Below are 22,394 nucleotides of genomic sequence, written 5' to 3'. Positions count from 1 at the left end.
GGTATTGTCCAAAAATATTTGTAATTTGATTTAACTTATAATAGTTTTGGATATCACCATAAATCATTTATTTAATTTTAAATAAGTAAACATATTAAAACGAAGATAAAAAAAAGATCCCCTATCTCATTAGTAGGGTACAGAGTATACCTTACTCTTTTCCTATTCATTGGTGTTATTTCGGGAGTATCTTCTCAGTCTAGAGCGATTATATCGGGGAATGTTTCGGATCAGTTTGGTAATTTACCAGGAGCAAGAGTAGCTATTGAAGGCACTGATAAAAGCACAACAACAGATGTTAATGGCTTTTATAGTTTTGATGTAGATGAAGGAGAGTATATAGTTACTTCAAAATTTGTTATGTATACTTCTGTTTCCAAAACAGTTAACGTTAAAGTTGGAGATACAGCAAAACTTGATTTTATTTTAAAAACAGGTTTTTCTATTGATCAGCCTATTTCTTTAGGTTCCAGAGCCAAACCCAAATCTCTTTTAAAAAATACAGCAGCCGTTGATATTGTATCACCACAACACCTTACAAATTCATCGCAGGTAGAATTAAGTCATATTTTACATTACTTAATTCCATCTTTTCACTCTACTAATCAAACTATTGCAGATGGAACAGATCATATAGATCCGGCAACTCTTAGGGGATTAGGGCCTGATCAAGTTCTGGTTTTAGTAAATGGTAAGCGTAGACATAGTAGTTCTTTGTTAAACGTTAATGGTACAGTAGGGAGAGGGTCTGTAGGTACTGATTTTAATGCAATACCTATTGCCTCTATAGAAAGAATAGAAATACTTAGAGACGGTGCTACTTCACAATATGGTTCTGATGCTATAGCAGGTGTGATTAATATTATTCTTAAGAAACAGATAGAGATTATTCAGATAGATAATAGAGTAGGGTTAAATACTGAAGGAGATGGAGTAAATATATATTCTTCTGCAAATTTTGGATTAAAAATAGGAGAAGAAGGGTATATTAATGTTACTGCAGAATATAGAGATAGAGAATCAATAAACCGGTCCGGAGAGTATACAGGTGCAGTTTATACTAACGATGTGACAGAAGATCAGAGGTTGATTTTAGAAAATAATTTTTTCGGACAAACAGGATATTCTGGTAGACGAGTAATGGAAATAGGAAGTGCAGAGACACAGAACTTGGCATTATCATTTAACGGGGAAATAAAAATGTCTGATTATGCAACATTTTATATGCATGGAGGAAGAAATTATAGAGAAGGCACATCAAAAGGCTTTTATCGCTTCCCCAAAGATCAGGATAGAGTGGTTCTCGAATTATTTCCAAATGGTTTTTCACCTGAGATTATGACCGATATCCAGGATGATGCAATTACCGGAGGTATAAAAGGAATAAAGAATGATTGGGATGTAGATTTCAGTCATTCTATTGGAATTAATAGATTAGATTATACTGTAAATAATTCTAATAACGCTTCGTTGGGAGTGACTTCGCCGAGAACCTTTTATGCCGGAGGATTTTTGTATAAACAGAATACTACAAATCTGGATATTTCAAGAACATTTGATTGGCTTAGTGGAGTAAATATTGCTTTTGGAGCAGAATTAAGAGTAGAAAATTATCAGATTATTGCGGGAGAGGAAGCTTCTTATATAGATGGAGGAAGTACCTATATAGATGATTTAGGAATGGAGTTACCAAGAATTGTTGGAGCTCAGGTTTTTCCTGGTTTTCAACCAGAAAATGAATTAAACCGTTTTAGAACAAATAGTTCCGGATATTTGGATATAGAGGCGAATGTTTCAGAAAAATTATTGATACGAGGCGCTGGACGCTACGAGGCGTATAATGATTTTGGAGGGCAGGCTATTTGGAAATTATCGGGTCGATATAGAATTAAAGATGAAATTAGCGTTAGAGCAGGTTTCTCTACTGGCTTTAGAGCACCTTCATTACATCAGGTCTTTTTTCAAAATATTAGTACCCAGTTTATTAATGGAGAAAGTGTTCAAGTAGGGACTTTTAATAATGAAAGTGCTGTAGCCACAGAGGCTTTTGATATCGGAAAATTAAAACCCGAATTGTCCAACCATTTTAGTGCAGGAATAAGTGGAAAATTCAGCAATAATCTATCTTTTAGTTTTGATTATTATTTGATCAATATAGAAGATAGAATTGTACTTTCTGGAAGATTTGCAGAGGGGTATGAAACAATATTAGAGCCATTTAATGTAGGGGCAGCTCAATTCTTTACCAATGCCATAGACTCTAGAACGTCTGGAGCAGATATATCTTTGTTTTATAAAACCCCACTTGGTAGTGGAGAGTTTAATGCTTCTTTGGGAGCCAATATAACAGGAACTAAAGTAAAAGGAGCTATAAAGGTTTCACCAGCACTTACCGGACAGGAAGAAGTGCTGTTTAATAGAGAAGAAATTGCGAGAGTAGAATATGGACAACCTAATTATAAAATCAATTCTTTGTTATCTTATGATTTTGATAAACTAAGGTTTCAGATGGTAAATACCTTATTTGGCGAAGTTAAATTTATACATCCAAATGACGGAAATCCTATAAATTGGGTTGTAAATGATTTTACAGGAAATGTAGAAACAAGAGATCAAACATTTTCTCCCAAATTAGTTACAGATATGGCGATTTCATATCAGTTTAATGATTATATGAAATTTACGTTAGGCGGAAATAATATTTTTAATGTATACCCAGATAAACATAAACATGCAGCAAATACTGAAGATGGTAGTTTCACATACAGTAGAAGAGTGCAGCAGTTTGGTGTTAATGGAGCTAATTATTATTTAAGATTACTACTTAGATTATGATGGGGGAAAGGTTTTATATATTGACCATTCGTAAATATCTAACCCCTGTATTCTTATGTTTATTTACTGCTTTTTTCTTTTTAAATACAACTGCTCAGGAAACAGATAATGAAGAGGTTAAACGACTACATAGACCTATTTTTGTATTTAATTTTGCGCAGCAAATAGGCTGGCCAAATATTGATGAGCTAAAAAGTTTTAAAATCGGTGTTCTTGGACCGGATCGAACAATTTTAGACCTCCATGCAATGGCACAAAAACGTAAAATTCATGGTAAGCCAGTAGAGATTGTACGTTTTACAGTAGTTAAAAATGTACAAGATGTCCAGTTATTATATGTTAATCATAAGTATAACTATGATATTAAATATATTCTGAATAAAATTTCGGGAAAAAATATATTACTAGTTAGTGAAGACTATAATTATAATGCTTCTATGATTAACATGGTTAATGTTGCAGATGCATTTGAATATGAGATCAATGAAAGTAGGATAAAAAAAGAAAAATTTGTAATTGTACCTACATTAAAAGAATATGCTATTTCCTCTTCTGAAAAATGGAAACAATTGTATCAAAAAACAGAAGAAACATTAACAAAAGTAAAAGAAGATAAAGATGAACAAGAAGCGATTCTTAAGGAAAAAATAACAGACCAGCTAGAAAAAATAGATCATCAAGAAAAAGAAATTGATACAAAAGAAGGTGAGATTATTCGTCGAAATGAAAAAATAGAAAACCTGTATACCGAAAGCGAGATACAGAAAATAAAGTATAAAGAAAAAATTTCTATCGAAAGAGAGCTTGAAAAAAATATTCAAGAACAAATAGTGTTCATAAAAAACCAGGAAGAGAAAATAAAGACTAGCGCTCTGGAAATTGAAAAGCAAAATGAATTTTTAGAACGCCAGAATTCAAAAATTGAAGAACAAAGTACCATTTTAGAAAAACAAACATCAGAAATCAATGCTCAAAAAAAGATCAATATTCTATTGGTGAGTATCATTTTTTTAGCCTTGTTAGGAAGTTTGCTAATTTATCGAGGTTTTCTTCAAAAGAAAAAATTAAACAAAGAACTGGGAATAAAAAATGAAGCGATTTCTCAACAGTCACTTGAGTTAGAGGCAAAAAATAAGGAATTAGAACAATTTGCATATATAGCAAGTCATGACCTTCAAGAACCATTAAACACGATATCTAGCTTTATAGGGCTTATTGCAGAAGATTATGAAGCAAGTTTTGATGATGTGGGAAAAGAAAGTTTGTCCTTTATTAAGGATGCCAGTATTCGAATGAAGAAGTTAATAGATGCATTATTAGAATATTCTAGATTGGGAAGAAGTAAAGCTTATACAAAAGTGAGCTGCAATGAAGTATTGAAGGAATTGAAAAGTGATTTAAAAAATAGAATAGAAAATACAGGAGCAATACTTCATATAGCTGATTTACCAATAGTGAATGGGTCAGAAATTGAACTTAGATTATTATTTCAAAATTTGATTAGTAACGGAATCAAATTTAGAGCTTCAGATACAGTACCAGAGATCACAATAAATTGTATCAAAAAAAATGATGATAAGAAAGATACTAAAGGTTTTTGGCAATTCTCTGTAAAAGACAATGGTATTGGAATTCCTAAAGAACATCAAGAACGTATATTTGCTATTTTTCAACGGTTACACTCCAGAGATACGTATGAAGGAACTGGTATTGGCTTAGCTCATTGTAAGAAAATAGTAGAAGCCCATGGAGGAAAAATATGGTTAGAATCTTTTGAAAACCAAGGTAGTACCTTTTACTTCACAATTCCAGGATAGGCATATTATACACTTTAACAATACAATTTTTGAATCTTTTTTTTAAGAATATCACTGAAAACAGTGAGTATTTCCTAAACCTTTTAAATTAATTTTGGTTCCAGAAATAATGTTATTAACCATCTTTATGTACCTAGTATATTGTTGAGGTAAGATCAAAAAGTACCTTCTTCAGATATGTAAAACAACTAGCGATTAGTATACATTAGATGTTTATGTATTATTCAAAATGTAAGTAAATCTAGAAGTTTTAATTAAAGTATTTTGAGTTTTTGGAGACCTCATCAAAAAAGTATCGTTTAGCACCTCATTTATTAGGAAAATATCATTATTTGATTCCAAGAATACTTTGTTTCACTTTTTTTTTCTGCTTCTCGGTTACAACATTTTGTCAGGATTTAGGTCAAATAGGAAAAGCAAAACTATTTAAATTAACAGGAGGAGTGGCAGCCAACGCAATTTTTTATGATGGACAATCTAATAGAGAACCGTTTACCTATTTTTTAACGGGTAATATTAATTTGAATATTAGTGGAGTATATAATATCCCTTTCTCATTTTCATATTCTAATCAGGAATTTCGAAGTAGCAATCCTTTTTCTTATAATCGATTAAGTATTCATCCGTCTTATAAATGGGTAACTACTCATATTGGAGATGTTAGTATGACATTTTCTCCATATACATTAAGCGGACATCAATTTACAGGATTAGGAGTTGATCTTACTCCGGGAAGTCGTTTTAAAGTAAGTGCCATGTATGGTCGATTGCTTAAAGAATCTGAGTTTAATCCTGATGACCCACAATCTCAACCAGCGTATCGAAGAATAGGATACGGTATTAAGACAAGCTATGATTTTGAAAAATTTTCTATAGGAGCAATTTTCTTTAAAGCCTCGGATGATAAAAATTCTATTGAACCCATTCCTCGAGAATTAGAATTACAACCTACTGTTCCCATAGCATTAGAATTAGCATTACAGCCTAAAGAAAATGCTGTGGCAAGTATAGAGGGGAGAGTAAAACTTTTTGATAAAGGAGAGGTTAATGTAGAAGTGGCTTCTTCTACGATAACCGAAGATACAAATGCAGAAGGAGAAGCAGAAAATTCATCAGTTTTATCGGCGTTAGTTAAAACGAATGCTACTACACAGCATTATAAAGCCTTTAATGCTAGTTTTTCTTATCCTGTGGGACAAGGAACTGTTGGTGTTGGTTATGAATATATTGATCCGGATTATAGAACTTTGGGAGCTTATTTTTTTAATAATGATCTCGAAAATATTACGTTAAATGCTACTCAGAATCTATTTGAAAATAAAGTAAATATTGCTTTTAACGCAGGTTTGCAAAGAGATGATCTTGATAATACAAAGAGTACTCAACTACAACGTGTTGTTAGTGCTGTTAATCTTACATATAATGCTTCAGAAAAATTAAGCCTTTCAGGAGGATATTCTAATTTTCAATCCTATACTAATATCAAGGATCAGTTTGATTTTATTAATGAAGTTTCACAAATTGATAATTTGGATACTCTGGATTTTCAACAAATTTCGCAGAATGCAAATCTTAATACAAATTATATTTTAACAGATACAGAAACCAGAAAACGTAATCTTAACATAGCATTATCTTTTCAGAATGCGGTGAATAAACAAGGAGGGCGAACTGTAGAAAACGGAGATTCTAATTTTTATAATGGTAGTGCCTCTTATACATTTGGTTATCCTATTATCAATCTAAATATTTCTACAGCCGTTAATATAAGTTATAGTACTATTGGTACAGATACAGGCGTGACATACGGACCTATAGTATCTGCTAATAAACAGTTTTTTGATAAAAAACTACGTACAACCGGGTCAGTAAGTTATAATCAGAGTAATAATAATGGCGAAAAACAGGGAGATGTAACGAATATAAGATTAGGTAGTTCGTATACTTATCTTAAAAAACACAATTTTAACCTTAACGTACTATCGCAATTTAGAAACTCAACAACTTCTAGTAATGATTTTACGGTAACTTTTGGATATAACTATATTCTCGATAAGTTCAACCCCAGGTTTAAACTTCCGGAAAGGGAAAAGAAAAAGAAGGAGAAGAAAAAGAGGGTAAGGAAATCAAAGGCGGATGAAATTATCCAGTTTAAATATAGAGATTCTCTGTATCGCGGAACAAGAGCAGAAATTAATGTACAACTAGAAGACCTTCAAAACCATTCACATTTTGACCATATTCCTGGATATAAAAAAGGAGAACTTAGTATGTTACGCCAGATCGTGGCTGATGAGAAAAATAAAAATGAGTACAGGGTGAAAGCTTTTGTTTTCCTGAAAGAATTATATAGTTACGAAGATTTTCTTGCAGTGTATAATCAATTGATATTTGAAACATTGATAGAGTTAAGAAGGGATATGCAGCGTCTGGATTATGCATTTGAAAAAGCCTTTGTCAAAGCCAAAATAGCCGTAGATAATCATAGTTTACATAAAAGAACAGAAGAAGAACGTCAAAATAGTGCCAAAGCATTGCAAGAACGGTATAAGGAGTTACAACAAAATTCTAATACTGCCTTGGCTAGATTGATAGGACACCGCTGGACGTTACCGATTATTAAAAGTTATAATTCTCTAAAGAAAGTTGAAAATCCAGATAAGTTCCTGAGAGAGCTGATGGAACAAGAGAAAGAAAATATATTCCGTATGAAGGATAAAAAAGAAGATGATCAAAAAATCGAATTGTATATCATTACACAGATTATTGATTTTTATCTTAAAAAATCCCTTAAGTATACGGATCCAGATAAATTTGATTTGAAATACGTAGAAAAGAACTAACCTATGAGAAAATTAGTACTTACACTATTTATACTGCTTTATAGTTTTGGTCAAGCCTTAGCGCAACGATTTCCTATAACAGTAATTCCGCAAGTTAACCCTCCGGCACCCGTGAATTTTTATAATTATGCCGACGGTACTACAATAAACAGCCCGTTAAGAGTACAATTCTTGCTTAGCGATATTACGATATCCAGAGAACAAATTCGATTAAAAGTATCTTTTGAGGGTAATGGGATCGCTTTTGAAAGTAGAGATGTTGTAGTTGGTGCTCCTACCTTACTTATTGATGGTGGTATTCCTTTGGTATTGACAAATGCAGAGCTGGCTCCTTATTTTGAGTTTCAAAATTTACAAGGAATCAATCCAAACATTTATAGTAGAACTATTCCAGAAGGTAGTTATCAGTTCTGTTTCGAAGTTTTTGATTTCACCACCGGGAACCGTCTATCCTCAAAAACCTGCGCTAGTACCTATATTTTTAAGAATGAACCTCCAATATTAAATCTTCCGTTTGATGGAGTTAATATTGAGCCAAAAGAAGTTGATAATATTGTTTTTCAATGGACACCAAGGCATATTAATGTAAGTAATGTTGAGTATGAGTTAAGCATTGTAGAAATATGGGATGATTTTGTTGATCCCCAAACAGCTTTCTTATCATTACCTCCTGTTTTTGAAACAACAACAAGGTCTACCTCATTTGTATATGGTCCGACTCAACCTTTATTACTGCCAGAAAAACGATATGCATGGAGAGTAAGAGCAAAAGCACTGCAGGGAGCAGAAGAAGTTGGTCTTTTTAGAAATGAAGGAAATAGTGAAATTTTCTGGTTTTCCAGAACATCACCTTGTACTGTACCCATTAATGTATATGCAGAACCCAAAGGAATTTCTAAGATTAATGTCTTTTGGGATGAAGATCCTTCTGTGTATACAGAATATACCATAGCATACCGAGAAGCTAATAAACCCAATGCAGAATGGTTTACTATGCGAACCAATAGTGGTTGGGCAACTGTTTGGGATTTAAAACCCGGAACAACATATGAATATAAAGTAAAAGGGAAATGTAAATATCAATATGGACTATTTTCTGAAATTCAGGAAATAACAACAGCCACTGCACAAGATGAAACTGCAAATTATAACTGCGGTATTGTTCCTGATGCAATTGCTATAACGAATAGAGAACCACACCCTAATCTTCAGATAGGGGATCGTATCACGGCTGGTGATTTTGTAATGACAATTACTGAATTAGATAGTAACAATAGTGGAAGAATAACAGGAAGAGGATATGTAAAAGTACCTTATTTTAAATTCGCTCGATTTGGAGTAAAGTTTGACAATGTTTTGGTCAATACTGATAATCAATTGGCCGAAGGCGAAATTGTCACTTTATATGATCCTGCTTTTGGAGAAGGAGAAGGTATGACGGTAGATGTTGATCTTGATGTTGTCGAAATGATAACCGGAGATCAGGGAGAACTCTCTAGTGCAGAGGTGGATTTTGTTATTGCTGACATAAAACCAGATGAAAACAATGCCTGGGTAATAACAGGAACCAATGGGGAGCAAGCTATTGTTCCTGGAGGACAGGATGTAGTGATTAGAGATGAAAGTGGAACTGCATGGACGTTAGGAGAAGATGGTACAATAACCAAAGGAGAAGTTGAAGAAGGAGGGCCGGTAACAGAAGAGAGTACTGCCGGATTAGCCAATGGAGATGTTTCTGAAATATCTGCTACAGGAGTTCGTATAGATTTTGAAAAATCTGGATTTTATGCTTTTGATGAAATGCCCAATAATGTTAAGGAACAATTGGGATCAAAATACAAATCGCTAACCATGGCAAATGGAGAGGTCTACCATATGCCTTATAAAGTGATATCTGATATCAAAGGAGAAGATAAAATAAGAGCTAAGGCTACATTTTCTGATAGTAACATCACTAAAGAAGATATTGTTTTTAAGACCAAAGAAGGAATCGAGGTTTCTGCAGAATGGTCTGGTGATATGGCAACATTATCATTGAAGAAAAAGTCAGATTATCTTATAGAGGAAATACTCGCAACTGTAAAACCAAAAGATTCAACGGAAAAATATAAAATAGCAGGAGCATTCAATTTGGTACACTTAGGAAAACCAGAAATGTATGCCATTAATTTAGTGATTGTACCGGTTAATAATGCAAATGTCAATACCAGAGTACGGGAGAATATTAATGCCATTTATAATAAAGCCGGAGTTAACTTTAAAATTACTACAGGAGATCGATTACAAATTCCAGAAAGCGTATGGGATATTGACAAAAGTGATCAAATAGTTAATGTAGGAGAAAGTGGAGTGTTGAATTATTATTCTAAAGAAGAAAAAGCAATACATGAATATTTCAAAACACAAACAAACTATAACGAACAAACCTATTATCTGTTTGTAACAGACCTAAAAGCAGTTAACAGCTATACCAAAGAAGAATTAGAAGGTTTTATGCCACTTAAAGGGCAGTTTGGATTTGTTTTCCAAAAATCTAAGGATCAATCTACCACCATTGCACACGAGTTAGGACATGGGGTTTTTGGTTTAGAACATCCATTTGTAGAATATAAAACTCCAGAAAAATCTACTGAGTTTTTAATGGATTATAAAGGAGGTACTGTCTTTAATCACATGGATTGGAAAAAGATTCATGCTCCCGGATTCAAGTTGTATTGGTTTCAAGGTGATGAAGAAGGGGAATATACAGATACAGAATTCACAGATAAGATATTTCAAATCATTCGGTGTGCCTATATAAACTCCAATGCAAACGATATTATTTCTTTTGACACATCGGTTTTTGGTAAAACGGGTACATTTCATACAGAATGGAAAGGAGACAAGATATGGGTCAAAATTGATCAAGGAAATTTTGAAGGAAAATCAGTATATGAGCCTGTAGAGATTGGTAAAAATGATCCGGGAAATCAGCCTTGGCGCTATAGTTTGCTTTATAAAAATGTAGAAATATACACACCTAGACATAGTACGGGGTCAGATCCAAAAGAGTTAAAGGCATTAAGAGAGTATTTATTTCCAGAAGATAAATCACAATTTAAAAGAGAGGCAGAAGAAATTTTAGTTGAAATTCTTAATAAGAATGAGTTTGAAGATGAAGATTTTGAAAAAATTAAGAGTATAGCAAATTGCGGAGTACAGTATTTTACAGCGGAGCAGAGATATCAAATTATATCCAAAATAGTTAAAAGTGTAAATATCACAGAGTATTATGAAGATTTGATACTGGACTTGTTCGAAACATCGCCTTTAGAGGATATTACCATTTATTATGATGAGTTTTTAGGCTATTTATTAGATGAAGATAACAAAGTATTAGAAGAATTATTTGCAGATGTAGATGATGCTGGAGTAGGAGTCCTTTGGAAAGGAAGAGAGAATAACTATACTCGTTTTATAAATGCATTAGCTGACGTTACTTCCAAATTAGATAAAGATGCTAAGAAATGGCAGATTGTAAACTATATCATAAATAATGATTATGGAGATATAGAAGATGTTGAAAAGAAAGGAATTACTACAGTTTTAGCATCAATGAACAAAAATTCTGTAATAGCAGATAAAGTTCCTGCTATTACTGAGTTATTCATCAATATGCTTGATGATGATCATTGTGAAGATTTAAAAGATTATGAGGTAGTTTTTGACATTGCAACGTTAAGAAATTCTAATAGAGAGTTATTTGCCAGTTTTACACAATCAGAATCAACAGTTTTACTTAATAATGAAAAAGTAAGAATCGTAGCAGGCAAATGGAAGTTTTCATGGGTCAGTCCTGTAGTTTTTGAAATCAGAGAAACACTTAAAGGTGATCGAGAAATCAAAGAAAGTGAATTAAGCAACTACTACATTTGGTCTAAGTTTTTGAAGGAAGATCAAAATAAACATGTAAAGGATGTATTAGAAACCGATCCCTTAGAATATTTCCAGATCTTTTTTGATCAATTATCTAAACATTTTAATAATGCTCAAAATGATAATAATAAGTTTTGGGAAAGGACTGCTATTATCAATTGCGATAATAGAGATCAAATTATGGAGCATGTTAATGCCAATGAAAATTCAACATCGCTTAAAAATGTAGATGAACAACAACGATTAGAATTATTAGTAAAAATGTTTGATTGTGATAATTGGTTTGGTATCTCTGATACCGAAGCATATTATGAAAATACAGAAGACGTTCTTATGAAACTGGTTACTAGTTTTGATCCCTCGAATACTAAGGTACTGGTTACAATCGAAGAAATAGGATTAGACAAGATTTATGATAAACTTTCAGGAAAACAATTAAGTAAATTTTTAGCGTGGACAGGAGCTCAAATTACTAATAGTGGGCATATTGCAGAATCAGATCCATTAGAGATTTTAAAACCAGATGGTACCCTAATTAGCAAAGATGATTTACTAAAACTAGAATCTAATCTATTTAGTTTTCAAAACTTTTCAGTAGAAAGAATAGCTAAAAAAAGTATAACTATTGATTCCAAAGAGGTAGAGTACAACCAAATGGTTTGGGTATATGTGGAAGGTAGTTTTACTTTTTTAGATCAAAAATTTAAAAAAGGAGATGTTTTACATGTTCCTTTGGTTCAGGCGTTTGCTATGAGTAATAGCAATAGAAATATAGCCTTAGGTAAAGGAGCCTGGTTTGTTGTTGATGTAGTTTCATTGGCTTTTGGTGTAGGGAGTGTTGCTGTATTTATTAAAGTAGGGAATACAGTTAGAAAAGTGGTTGTTGCATCAGATTTACTAGGTTCTTCGGCAGGAATGCTTGCTAACGCCCTGAATGATGATGCGATTTCGGCAGATATGAGGTTTAAGCTAAATATTTTGGCATTGGTTGCCTCTTTACCACAATTAGCAACGATCAATAAAAACTTTGATAATGTTATTACAGAGTTAGACGATAAGATTGATCAGGCACGGGCACTTAACACTACATCAAGAGAAGTACTCGAAGAACATTTAGAAAAGATTACCCAAAAAATTGGTTCAGATGCGTTGAAACAAGCTGATGGTATTATATCTGATGCTAATAAAAAGTTACTTGAAGAAATTGAAGATATTATTCAGGAATATGATGATCCGATTGCTAACCTACATAAGGTGATTAAGGAATCACATCTTCAACAATCAGTTAAAGATGAAATAGTCAAAATTGAAGATTATAGAGCGCTATCTGATTTATTAAGAGGTAAAATAGGTGAAGAATTATTAACTCTGGCAAATTCTACAAATCCAGAATTAGTAACCTATGTAAAGGAATTGATCAATGCTCGCGGGGCTTCTAAAATCAGTGATAAAAAAGTCCTTCTGTCTGCTTTAAAAGAAGCAGAGAATGTACATGCACTACCAAAAGTGGTAGCGACAGAAATCACTAATGGTAGTGGAGGATTGGGGCGGATTTTTTCTGGAGAATTTGATGGAAGTCCTGCGGTGTTTAAATTCGATAAAACGGGTAAACAAGATTATGACACTGTACAAGAAATTGAAGACGTAGCCAAAGGGCTCGAAACATATGGAGGACCTCAAGTATTAGGGCGTGTTCGCATACAAGATACGAATGGTGTATGGTATGAAGCAGTTGCAATGCAACGTATAGATGGTCATGATTTGACCAAATTAAAAAATATGAACTCCAGAGGAGAAGATCTTCCTATTCAAGTAACATCTGCGCACTTACGAGCAATTGATGATCTTATAGAAAGATTGACAAAAGAAGGTAAGTTTTTGGATGAAGTTAATCTTGGTGATTTTATGCTGACTACTAATCCAGATCGAGTTGTATTGCTGGATATGTTTGTAAAGGAAGGTAAAGTAAATGATCCTAAAGAACTATTTAGTAATAAACCTGTACGTAGTACAATTGAAGAGCTTATAGGTAATGGTGGAGGGAAAGTTGCAAAGACATATGAAGATTTCTTAAGCTATGCAAGTGAAGCACATAAAATTTATTCAAAAAAATTACCTGATGCGATCAAACAAATAGAATCTATAGTAAATGATTTAGGTGAAGTTACTGGTAGAGCAAAAAGAGCTGAGTCAGCCGCAAATAGATTACAAAGAGCTGTATCAGATGAATATGTGGATAATATTAATAGTATAACCAAAGCCTTAGATAATATATGGGATGCAATAGGAACGAGAGTTGTGTTGAAAAACGGAGCACCAGATGAAGTTGATCAAGTAATAGCGAATTTATCGAAAGCTATACGAAATGGAGATATTGAAGTTGTTATGGTTAATAGTTTGGCTGGTAAAGGAGGTTTCCCTTATTTAACCTCTAAACATTTCAAACAATTAGAAGATGCGTCTTCTTCTATTGGAAAACAAATAAAGACAGCACCAAAAGAATATGAGTCTGGTTATACTGTTGGGACAATTTTTGTTAAATATTCAGATAATGTTAGAGGAGAGTTGCAAATTATAGGAGGTAAAACCTTGAAAATATCTAATGCAGAACATTGGGTTTATGATGCGTTCTTAGGAAAACCATATCAGGAATATTTGGATTTTTTTAAAAATGTATCTGTGAAAGATGCCGCAAAGAATTTGATTGAAAGAATTAGAATTCCTGCAGAAAAGTTATCAGAGAGACAAATAGAAATATACAATGACTATCTAAATTCAATTTATAAAAACGCGCGAAAATTAGAATCAGGCGAAAGCCCAGAATTGGTTAAGTTACCAGTAGGCGTCCCCGAAGAATTAAGTGCTGAAAGTTTGTTGAAAACAGATGAACTATTAGAAGGATTAAAATCAGGTAACGTTAGTCTTGAAGATGTTAAAATATTTTTAGATGAATAAAAATGATATTATTGAAGAGAAGATTATTAAATCTTTAATGAAGGAAGCCTTAATTTTATTAAAATCGGATCTAGCAGTAAAGTTATCCAAGGAATATATTCATTCGAGACATGGGGTTTTATTCTTTAAACTAGAGATCGAAAATATAAATAAGGATGGTCTCACACTGGTTTTTAGTGTTGCATTGGATTTAAATTCCTACTGTCGAACACGTTTGGTTACTGGTAAAAAAATAGAGGTTATAAGTGTAATAGAAAAATATATTTTTGATATAACACCCATTAAAGAGGATCTTCCTAATTATTATCGAATATTATTCGATAATAATTAGGATAAGAAGGACTCATAATCTTTTATTTTATTATCAAGTCTATTTGCCAAAGTTTCATTTGCTATATTTAGATTATTAAAAATTGTTTTAGCTTCTTCTCGATATGAGTTGATTTTTTTATTGTTCCAGTAATATGGAGGGTGATATAAATTGCAAATACGATCAGCCATTTTAACCATCCAAACTTCATGTGGTTGCTGTTTAATGCGGTTTAAACTATCGATCATCATCAAATTTTTGGATGATATATCTTCATTTTTTGTTAATGCTAAAACTCCATCAGCTACATTTTGACCAAACTTATTTTTGATATCGTTATATGTAAATTTTGTATCTTCAATTATATCATGAAGTAAAGCGCACTGTATGGCTAAATTGCTGTCAATATGATGAGAACTTAATTGGATGGCGTTCATTACCTCCATGGCAACACTTCCAATATGATTAATGTAGTTAATTTTTATACCTTCTGTTTTTCCTCCATAAGTTTGTTCCTGATGTGCTAATGTAGCAAATTCCCATGCTTTGGCGTAAATATCTGGTGACCATAAATTCATTTGTTTTCTTTTATTAGTTTTAATAATATAATTAATAGCGAATAACATATGTTTTTTTAAAAATTCAAAGAGTTTCTTCTAAATATTTGAACACTTAGTCCTTTCTAAAGAAATCAGTTTACCTGTCTTTCTTGTATAGGTATCTTATCAAAAGTTTCTAGAAGGCTAGATAATTTTTTAACGATATCTAATCTAATGACTTCACTACATTCCATTTAAGAAAACAAAAATGCAGGTAAATTATCGCAAGATTAAACAAAACAAATTTTAGCCAAATGACTCAAAATTTATAAAGTACCAAAATTCACTGAAAACCGTGATTTTTTTCATCTGTATTATAAATAAACTTGTACCATAGTTTAGTAAGTGATAGCAAGAATACATAAAATAACTTTTGTTTTATGTTGTATTGCCTCTAATAGTACTCTTAAACCATGAATAAACCAATACAATCTCTATTATTCTTATGCTTTTGTTTGTTTACAACAGGTTTGTTAGCAAAGAACATTTATGGTTCAGTGAACAAAGAAACTGAATCAATAAAAGATAGTATACACAACAACAATAGCGTTACTGCTAATAAAATAATTTCTCCTTCAAAATCAGTTAAAACTTTTCGAAAATTTAAATCGTTAGAGCAATTTGATACTCCGGTAGTAGTAAAAAAATCTACCCGGTTAAAAGTTAAAGAAGGGTTTCAATTTAATACCGTCGATTCTTTACAGAATAAGAAATGGCTGGATATGGCGAATAATGTCTTTACTACAATTGATCAAACTCAAAATTATGTCGATTTACTTTCTGATAGTAGCCTAGGGCAATTGCCGGTGGCTATACGCCCGATGGAAATCAGTAACGTAAAATATACGGTTGGGATTGCCAAAGCTGTTTTTAAACCAGCGTATACAGAACTTACTGCTTTTCTCAAGATAGAAACAGCTAGAGGAGTATTGATATTAGGAGGGTCTAATATAAAACTCTCGCATGAAGGAGGTATTATTGGGGATGCAAAACTTAACTTAATATCGCAGTTTACCTTTAATATTAATGATGGTAAAGCGGTGGTAACACTTAATGGTAGTTTCGAACAACCTGGTACATATGCATTAATCGATTGTTCTGGATTCAAAGAGTTAGGAGTAGATGCTGATTTAAAATTCTCTAATGGTTTGTTATATCCAGTTGATGAAAATGGTGAAGAAAGACTGGGGTATGTAGAAGGAAATTTTAAAACGGTAGTTAGTGATTGGAATGATATCGTAGTTAATATTTCACTTCCAGAGTTCGGAATTCATGGTCTTGAAGGAACCACATTTAAATTGAATACGGCCATATTTGATTTTAGCGATTTGCGTAATGATGCTGCTATGCCACAAGATTACCTGGCTAAATATTATAATGAAAACCCAACATTATGGCGTGGAGTGTATATCAATACGCTGGAAGTTGTTTTACCCAAAGCATTCCGTAAAAATAATAGTGATAAACGCATTTCTTTTGGAGCATCAAACTTAATTATTGATGGTAAAGGAGTTACAGGAAAGTTTGAAGGAGAAAATATTCTAACCATAGATGAAGGTTCAGCTTCAAAATGGCAATTCTCTTTAGATCGTTTTTTACTGGATATAGAAACTAATAGGTTAAAAGCAGGAGAATTTGAAGGAGAATTACTTCTTCCCGTATCAAAAGAAGACCGATTAAAATATGCTGCTATTATCCAGCCAGATGAATATAGTTTTAGAGTAACCAATACAAATGATATTGATTTTGATGTATGGAGTGCTAAAGTGATTTTGACCAAAGACTCATATGTAGAAATGAAGGTGAAAGAAGGCAAATTTAGACCTAAAGCAAATCTTAACGGATCCGTAAGCATCCAATCAGGGCTTAATAAATCATCATCAGGAGATAAAACGGTAGATTTTAAAGGAATTGTGTTTGAGAATATGCTTTTGCAAACAGAATCACCAAAGTTTTCTGTTGATTATTTTGGATATAGAGGAAAGATGAGCGTAGCTAATTTTCCGATTACTGTTAATGAAATAGGACTACGAACTCCGTCTGGGGATCGTGCAGAATTGGTATTTGATTTTAATATCAACTTGACTTCAGAGAGTGATGGTGGTAATGGCGGTGGAGCAAAATTAGCGATCAAAGCACAATTAGAAGATCGTGACGGAAGAGATAAATGGAAATATGATGGCATTCGCTTAGAGCGAGTTTTTGTTAAGATGGAAGTCGCCGGAATGGAACTCAAAGGAGCCATATTTATTTTTGAAGATGATCCAACATATGGTACTGGCTTTGCCGGTGCGGTTGGAGCCAAATTCAGCGTAGGAATGAAATTAGAAGTAGAAGCAAAAGCACTATTTGGTCGTAAAGAAGATTTTAGATATTGGTTTGCCGATGCGCAGGTAACGCTACCTACTGGGATTCCTATTTTTACAGCTTTTTCTATAAATTCATTCGGAGGAGGGTTTTATAACCATATGAAAATGGCAGGAGTAACGCATGAAAAAGATGCAGCTTTTAATCAAATAGGAGCATCAACTTCTGGAGTAATATATGAACCATATAAAGAAAATGGTTTTGGTTTAAAAGCTTCTGTCGGACTTATAACCACCGGATCAGAAGAGTTATTTCATGGCTCATTAGAATTCGGAATATCATTCCTAAATTCAGGAGGATTACAGGAAATCTACTTTAAAGGAGAAGGGGAGATGATCACCAGTATACCTGGAGATTTTTATGAAAAACTAGCAGACAAGTTAGCAGTAATTTCTCAAGGGAATAATCCTATACTCCCAGCATATCAACCAGAAGGAGCAATGGCAGCAAATGTATTTATAAAGTTTGATTTTGTAAATGATATTTTTCATGCGACATCAGAACTTTATATCAATTTCGGAATCCTGAAAGGAGTAGGACCTAATGGCAGAGCTGGGTGGATGGATTTTTATGTCGGCCCAGATGAATGGCATATTTTAATAGGAACACCAAGCGATCCGGTAGGAGTTGCAATGAATTTGGGTATCGTGAAAATGAGAACCGAAAGTTATTTTATGATGGGAGATGGGCTACCAGGAAGTCCCCCTCCTCCTGATATTGTCGCTAATATATTAGGAGTAGATGTCTCAAAACTCGATTATACTCGTGACCTTAATATGTTAGAAGCTGGCAAAGGATTAGCATTTGGGGCCAATTGGAGTATGTCTACAGGAGATTTAAAATTCCTCATATTTTATGCACGTTTTGATGCCGGAGTTGGTTTTGATATTATGTTAAAAGATTATGGAGATGCACATTGTAAAGGATCTTCAGAACAAATAGGACTCAATGGGTGGTATGCCAACGGACAAGCATATGCATATTTACAGGGAGAGGTTGGGCTAAAATTCAAACTATTTGGAAAGAGGAAAAAAATAACAATATTCGCTGGCGGTGGTGCTGTATTGATGCAAGCAAGACTACCAAATCCAGTTTGGCTTAGAGGGTATCTCGGTGGAAAATATAACTTATTGGGAGGACTGATAAAAGGACGTTTTAGGTTTAAAGTAGAGTTGGGAGATAAATGTGAAATAGTCGGAGGCAGTGCTCTTGATGGGATTGTGGTCATAGGAGAAATGGCACCAAAAGAAGGAGCAACAGAAGTTGATGTATTTGCGGCTCCTCAAGTTCCTTTCAACTTACAAATTAATAGAGTATTTGAATTACCTGATGATACAGGAGATCGTAAATACCGAATTTTGATGGATAAGTTAGAAGTCACTAAAGAAGGACAACCTATCGTTGGAGAGATAGAATGGAATAATAATAATGATATTGCTGTTTTCTATTCGCATGAGATTTTACCTCCTAATACTAGCCTAAAGGCTTATGTACAATTACATTTTGAAGAAAAAATAAACGGAAAATGGGAGACTATCATGGATGATGGTAAGGTATCTATCGAATCCAAAGAGGTTAATTTTACTACTGGAGAAGCTCCCGAAACAATACCTCTAAGCAATATTGCTTATATGTATCCGACCATTCATCAAAAGAATTTCTTTACCAAAGAATATGATAAAGGATATATTAATTTAAAACGAGGACAATCCTATTTATTCGATGCGGTTCCAAATTGGAATAAAACGATGGTAATGAAATCGGATACAGGAGCAGGGATGAACAAAAACTTCATTTATAATGCTGCTAATAGACAAGTGATATTTGATTTACCAAAGGAGATGTCTACAACTACAGCGTATAATGTCAAGATTAAATTAGTACCTCAAGAAAATGATAATTCCAATAATATAAAAGAATCGTATACGACTCAGGCACTAGATGGAGAATCAGGAAATGAAGTAGAAATCAAATCCAGAAAAGCAGAAGAGGTAATTATAAAAGGGGAGGAACGTGAATTGCTAACTTTTGATTTTGCAACAAGTGAATACACAACATTTGATAAAAAGATGAGTGCCATGAAAACCAATAAAGATTTGTACAGGCACGTAACTTATCCCTATGGATTAACATTATTGAATGGAATTAATTCATTAGAACCTTTTGACTTGGTTGAATTGGTAGGAAATAGATTTTCTGGCAACAAACCGCTCGTAGTAGCAAGGGCAATTTTGGATAATTCATATTATCAAAATCAAATTTACCCATTATTATATCAAAATTATCCTATAGAAGGTACTATAACAGTGTCCAGAGATACAGACAAAATAAGTGTTCCTCCATTAGAAGGGGTAGAACCAATGTCTTGGTACTTAACATATTTAGAAAATGACCGTACCAGTGATATTAATGTATATAACCCATACCGCTATAATCTTACACATTATTATTATCAGGACTATGAAGATTTGAGATATCAACTGATAAGTTCTGATTTACCATGGGAGACAATGCCAAAATATAAGGCATTAATCATTGACCCTTTTCCTATAATGAGAAAAGGAAAATATAAGACAAAACTTCAATATGTATTACCAGGACAGGTAAAAAATGGAGGAAATGATATTGTAAAATATAATAATCCATTATATGAATAAGCAATTAAAATACAGTTACATCATAGGGTTGATATTGTTTTGTTTTCCGATTTTAGGAATTGCGCAAGAACCTATTGGAGATCAGGAACCGGCTGTTAAGGTTATAGGAACAGTTACAAAAGATGCGATTATGTTACGTTGGGCTGCAAATACCCCTTTAGCATGGAAACGAGCAAACCAATATGGATATGTAATTGAGCGTAAAACGATAGCCATAGGGGAAGAGATATTGAAAGAACCAATTGTAAAAAAACTTACAGTAACTCCATTAGTACCAAAACCTATGATGGAATGGGAGGATTTTGTAAATAAAAACGACAATGCAGCAATTGCAGCTCAAGCAATTTATGGAGAAAGCTTTGACGTAGAATTAGAAGATGGAGGTAATGATATCATGAGTATTATCAACCAGGCAAAAGCATTAGAGCAACGTTTTTCTTTTACTTTATTTGCGGCCGATCAGGATTATGAAGTAGCAAAATATGCTGGATTAGCCTATGTGGATACAGAGGTAAAACCAAATGAACGGTATTTGTATAGAGTATATACAGCAATCCCTTCAGAAAAAATGAAAGTCAAGTTTGGAGGAGTATATCTTGGGCTGAATGATTACCGCCCTTTACCAAAACCTCAGGATTTTGTTGGAATTTTTGGAGATAAAAACGTAATGTTAAGTTGGAACTTTACATTATTAAAAAGAGAATATACAAACTATATTATCGAACGATCTGAGGATAACGGAAAAACATTTAATGCTTTGGAGGATGTTCCAATAGCAAACTTAAGCGAACGAGAGAAAGAACCTTCTGATAGAATGTTTTATATCGATACGTTACCTCAAAACAATAAAGAATATCAGTATCGATTAAAAGGCATTTCTCCTTTTGGACAAATAGGTCCTTCTTCAACAGTGGTTTCTGGAAAAGGAAGAAAAAAATTACAACATAACCCAGCGATACAAGAAGCTAAGTTATTGGCTGATAATAGTACCGCAAGAATAACCTGGGAATTTCCAGAAGAAGGCTTGGAGTCTATTGTTTCTTTTGAGCTAAATAGATCTGATCTAATCAAAGAAGGTTATAAAGTTGTTGTACCTAATATCTCAAAAGAAACCAGAAGCATAGAGTTTAAGAATCTTAATGTAATTAATTATTTTACGATAACGGCTGTTGGTGCCGATGGTACAAGGAGAGTTTCTTTTCCACAAATGGTACAACCTGTTGATGATACACCGCCTAACAATCCATATGGTTTAACTGGAGTAATAGATTCTACAGGTGTTGTAACGTTAAACTGGCAGGCGAATACCGAATCAGATTTTTTAGGATATCGAGTGTTTAAAGCAAATTTGGAGAATGAGGAGTTTACACAAATTACTTTCCGTCCGACGCCACAAAATAAAATTATAGACACAGTAAATATCAAAACCCTTAATGCAAAAGTCTATTATAAGGTTCAGGCGTTTGATAAGCGATATAATCCTTCTGGTTTTTCTGAAATACTAATGCTTAGGAAACCCGATATTATTCCGCCTACAAAACCAGTTTTTAAATCTTTTAAAGCAGATAACGGAGTGATTGCATTACAATGGGTCACAAGTAGCAGTATAGATGCAGCAAAAACATTGGTGTATCGTAAAGAAAAGGGAAGCGATACGCCTTGGGTACTCGTAGCAGAAACAAATATTCCAGAGAATAAGTATAACGATACAACTGCAAAACCTACAATAACATATTTATACACATTGGTTACTATGGATGAATCTGGTCTAGAGTCAGAACCCGTAACGCCTTTGTCTATAAGTTTACCTGATAATAAAACAAAACCAGAAATCGATAAGTTTTTGGCTTTGGTAAATCGGGAAGAGAAAAAAATTACACTAAGCTGGAAATATGGAGTAAATAATGTGGTAGAATATCTTTTGTATAGAGCAGAAGAAGAAACAAAACCAACATTGTACAAAGTTTTTAAAGAGCAGGAAAAGAGGTTCTTTGATATAAACTTAAGGGTCAACACCAAATATACATACATATTACAAGCCGTATTTGATTCAGGGACGAAGTCTCCTTTTAAACAAATTGAAGTAACGTATTAAA

Annotated in this window: 8 protein-coding genes; 7 read left to right on the top strand and 1 reads right to left on the bottom strand. The window is 33.2% G+C overall.

Going from position 1 to position 22,394, the window contains the following annotated elements:
- Positions 1–93: 93 nt before the first annotated feature.
- From PQF96_RS01200 to PQF96_RS01180, 5 genes are all read left to right on the top strand, one after another.
- A complete protein-coding gene (locus PQF96_RS01200) occupies positions 94–2,835 on the top strand; it encodes a TonB-dependent receptor (protein ID WP_333967942.1) in 2,742 nt (913 codons plus the stop codon).
- On the top strand, positions 2,832–4,652 hold the full coding sequence (locus tag PQF96_RS01195; RefSeq protein WP_271764819.1) for a YfiR/HmsC family protein: 1,821 nt from the start codon (positions 2,832–2,834) through the stop codon (positions 4,650–4,652). The genes PQF96_RS01200 and PQF96_RS01195 overlap by 4 nt, the downstream gene beginning before the upstream one ends.
- A 272-nt stretch (positions 4,653–4,924) precedes the next feature.
- Positions 4,925–7,495: a TonB-dependent receptor gene (locus PQF96_RS01190; RefSeq protein WP_271764818.1), complete on the top strand. Its 2,571-nt coding sequence runs from the start codon at positions 4,925–4,927 to the stop codon at positions 7,493–7,495.
- Positions 7,496–7,498: 3 nt separating this feature from the next.
- Positions 7,499–14,365, top strand: coding sequence for a fibronectin type III domain-containing protein (locus tag PQF96_RS01185; RefSeq protein WP_271764817.1), 6,867 nt, complete (start codon positions 7,499–7,501; stop codon positions 14,363–14,365).
- Entirely contained in the window at positions 14,358–14,696 is a 339-nt protein-coding gene (locus PQF96_RS01180; protein WP_271764816.1) for a hypothetical protein, read from the top strand. Before PQF96_RS01185 ends, PQF96_RS01180 begins: the two co-directional genes overlap by 8 nt.
- On the opposite strand, the gene PQF96_RS01175 is transcribed toward PQF96_RS01180, so the two are convergent.
- Entirely contained in the window at positions 14,693–15,253 is a 561-nt protein-coding gene (locus PQF96_RS01175; protein ID WP_271764815.1) for an HD domain-containing protein, read from the bottom strand. The genes PQF96_RS01180 and PQF96_RS01175 overlap by 4 nt on opposite strands.
- A gap of 434 nt (positions 15,254–15,687) precedes the next feature.
- On the opposite strand from PQF96_RS01175, the gene PQF96_RS01170 reads away from it, so the two are divergent.
- Both PQF96_RS01170 and PQF96_RS01165 read left to right on the top strand, forming a co-directional pair.
- Positions 15,688–20,298, top strand: a complete 4,611-nt coding sequence (locus tag PQF96_RS01170) for a hypothetical protein (RefSeq protein WP_271764814.1) — start codon at positions 15,688–15,690, stop codon at positions 20,296–20,298.
- Entirely contained in the window at positions 20,291–22,393 is a 2,103-nt protein-coding gene (locus tag PQF96_RS01165) for a fibronectin type III domain-containing protein (protein WP_271764813.1), read from the top strand. Before PQF96_RS01170 ends, PQF96_RS01165 begins: the two co-directional genes overlap by 8 nt.
- Position 22,394: the final 1 nt, after the last annotated feature.

Origin of the sequence: Aquimarina algiphila, from assembly GCF_947494415.1 — a bacterium.
Taxonomy (GTDB): domain Bacteria; phylum Bacteroidota; class Bacteroidia; order Flavobacteriales; family Flavobacteriaceae; genus Aquimarina; species Aquimarina algiphila.
The sequence above is the reverse complement of the archived record's forward strand: the minus strand, read 5'-3'. Positions and strand labels throughout refer to the sequence as shown.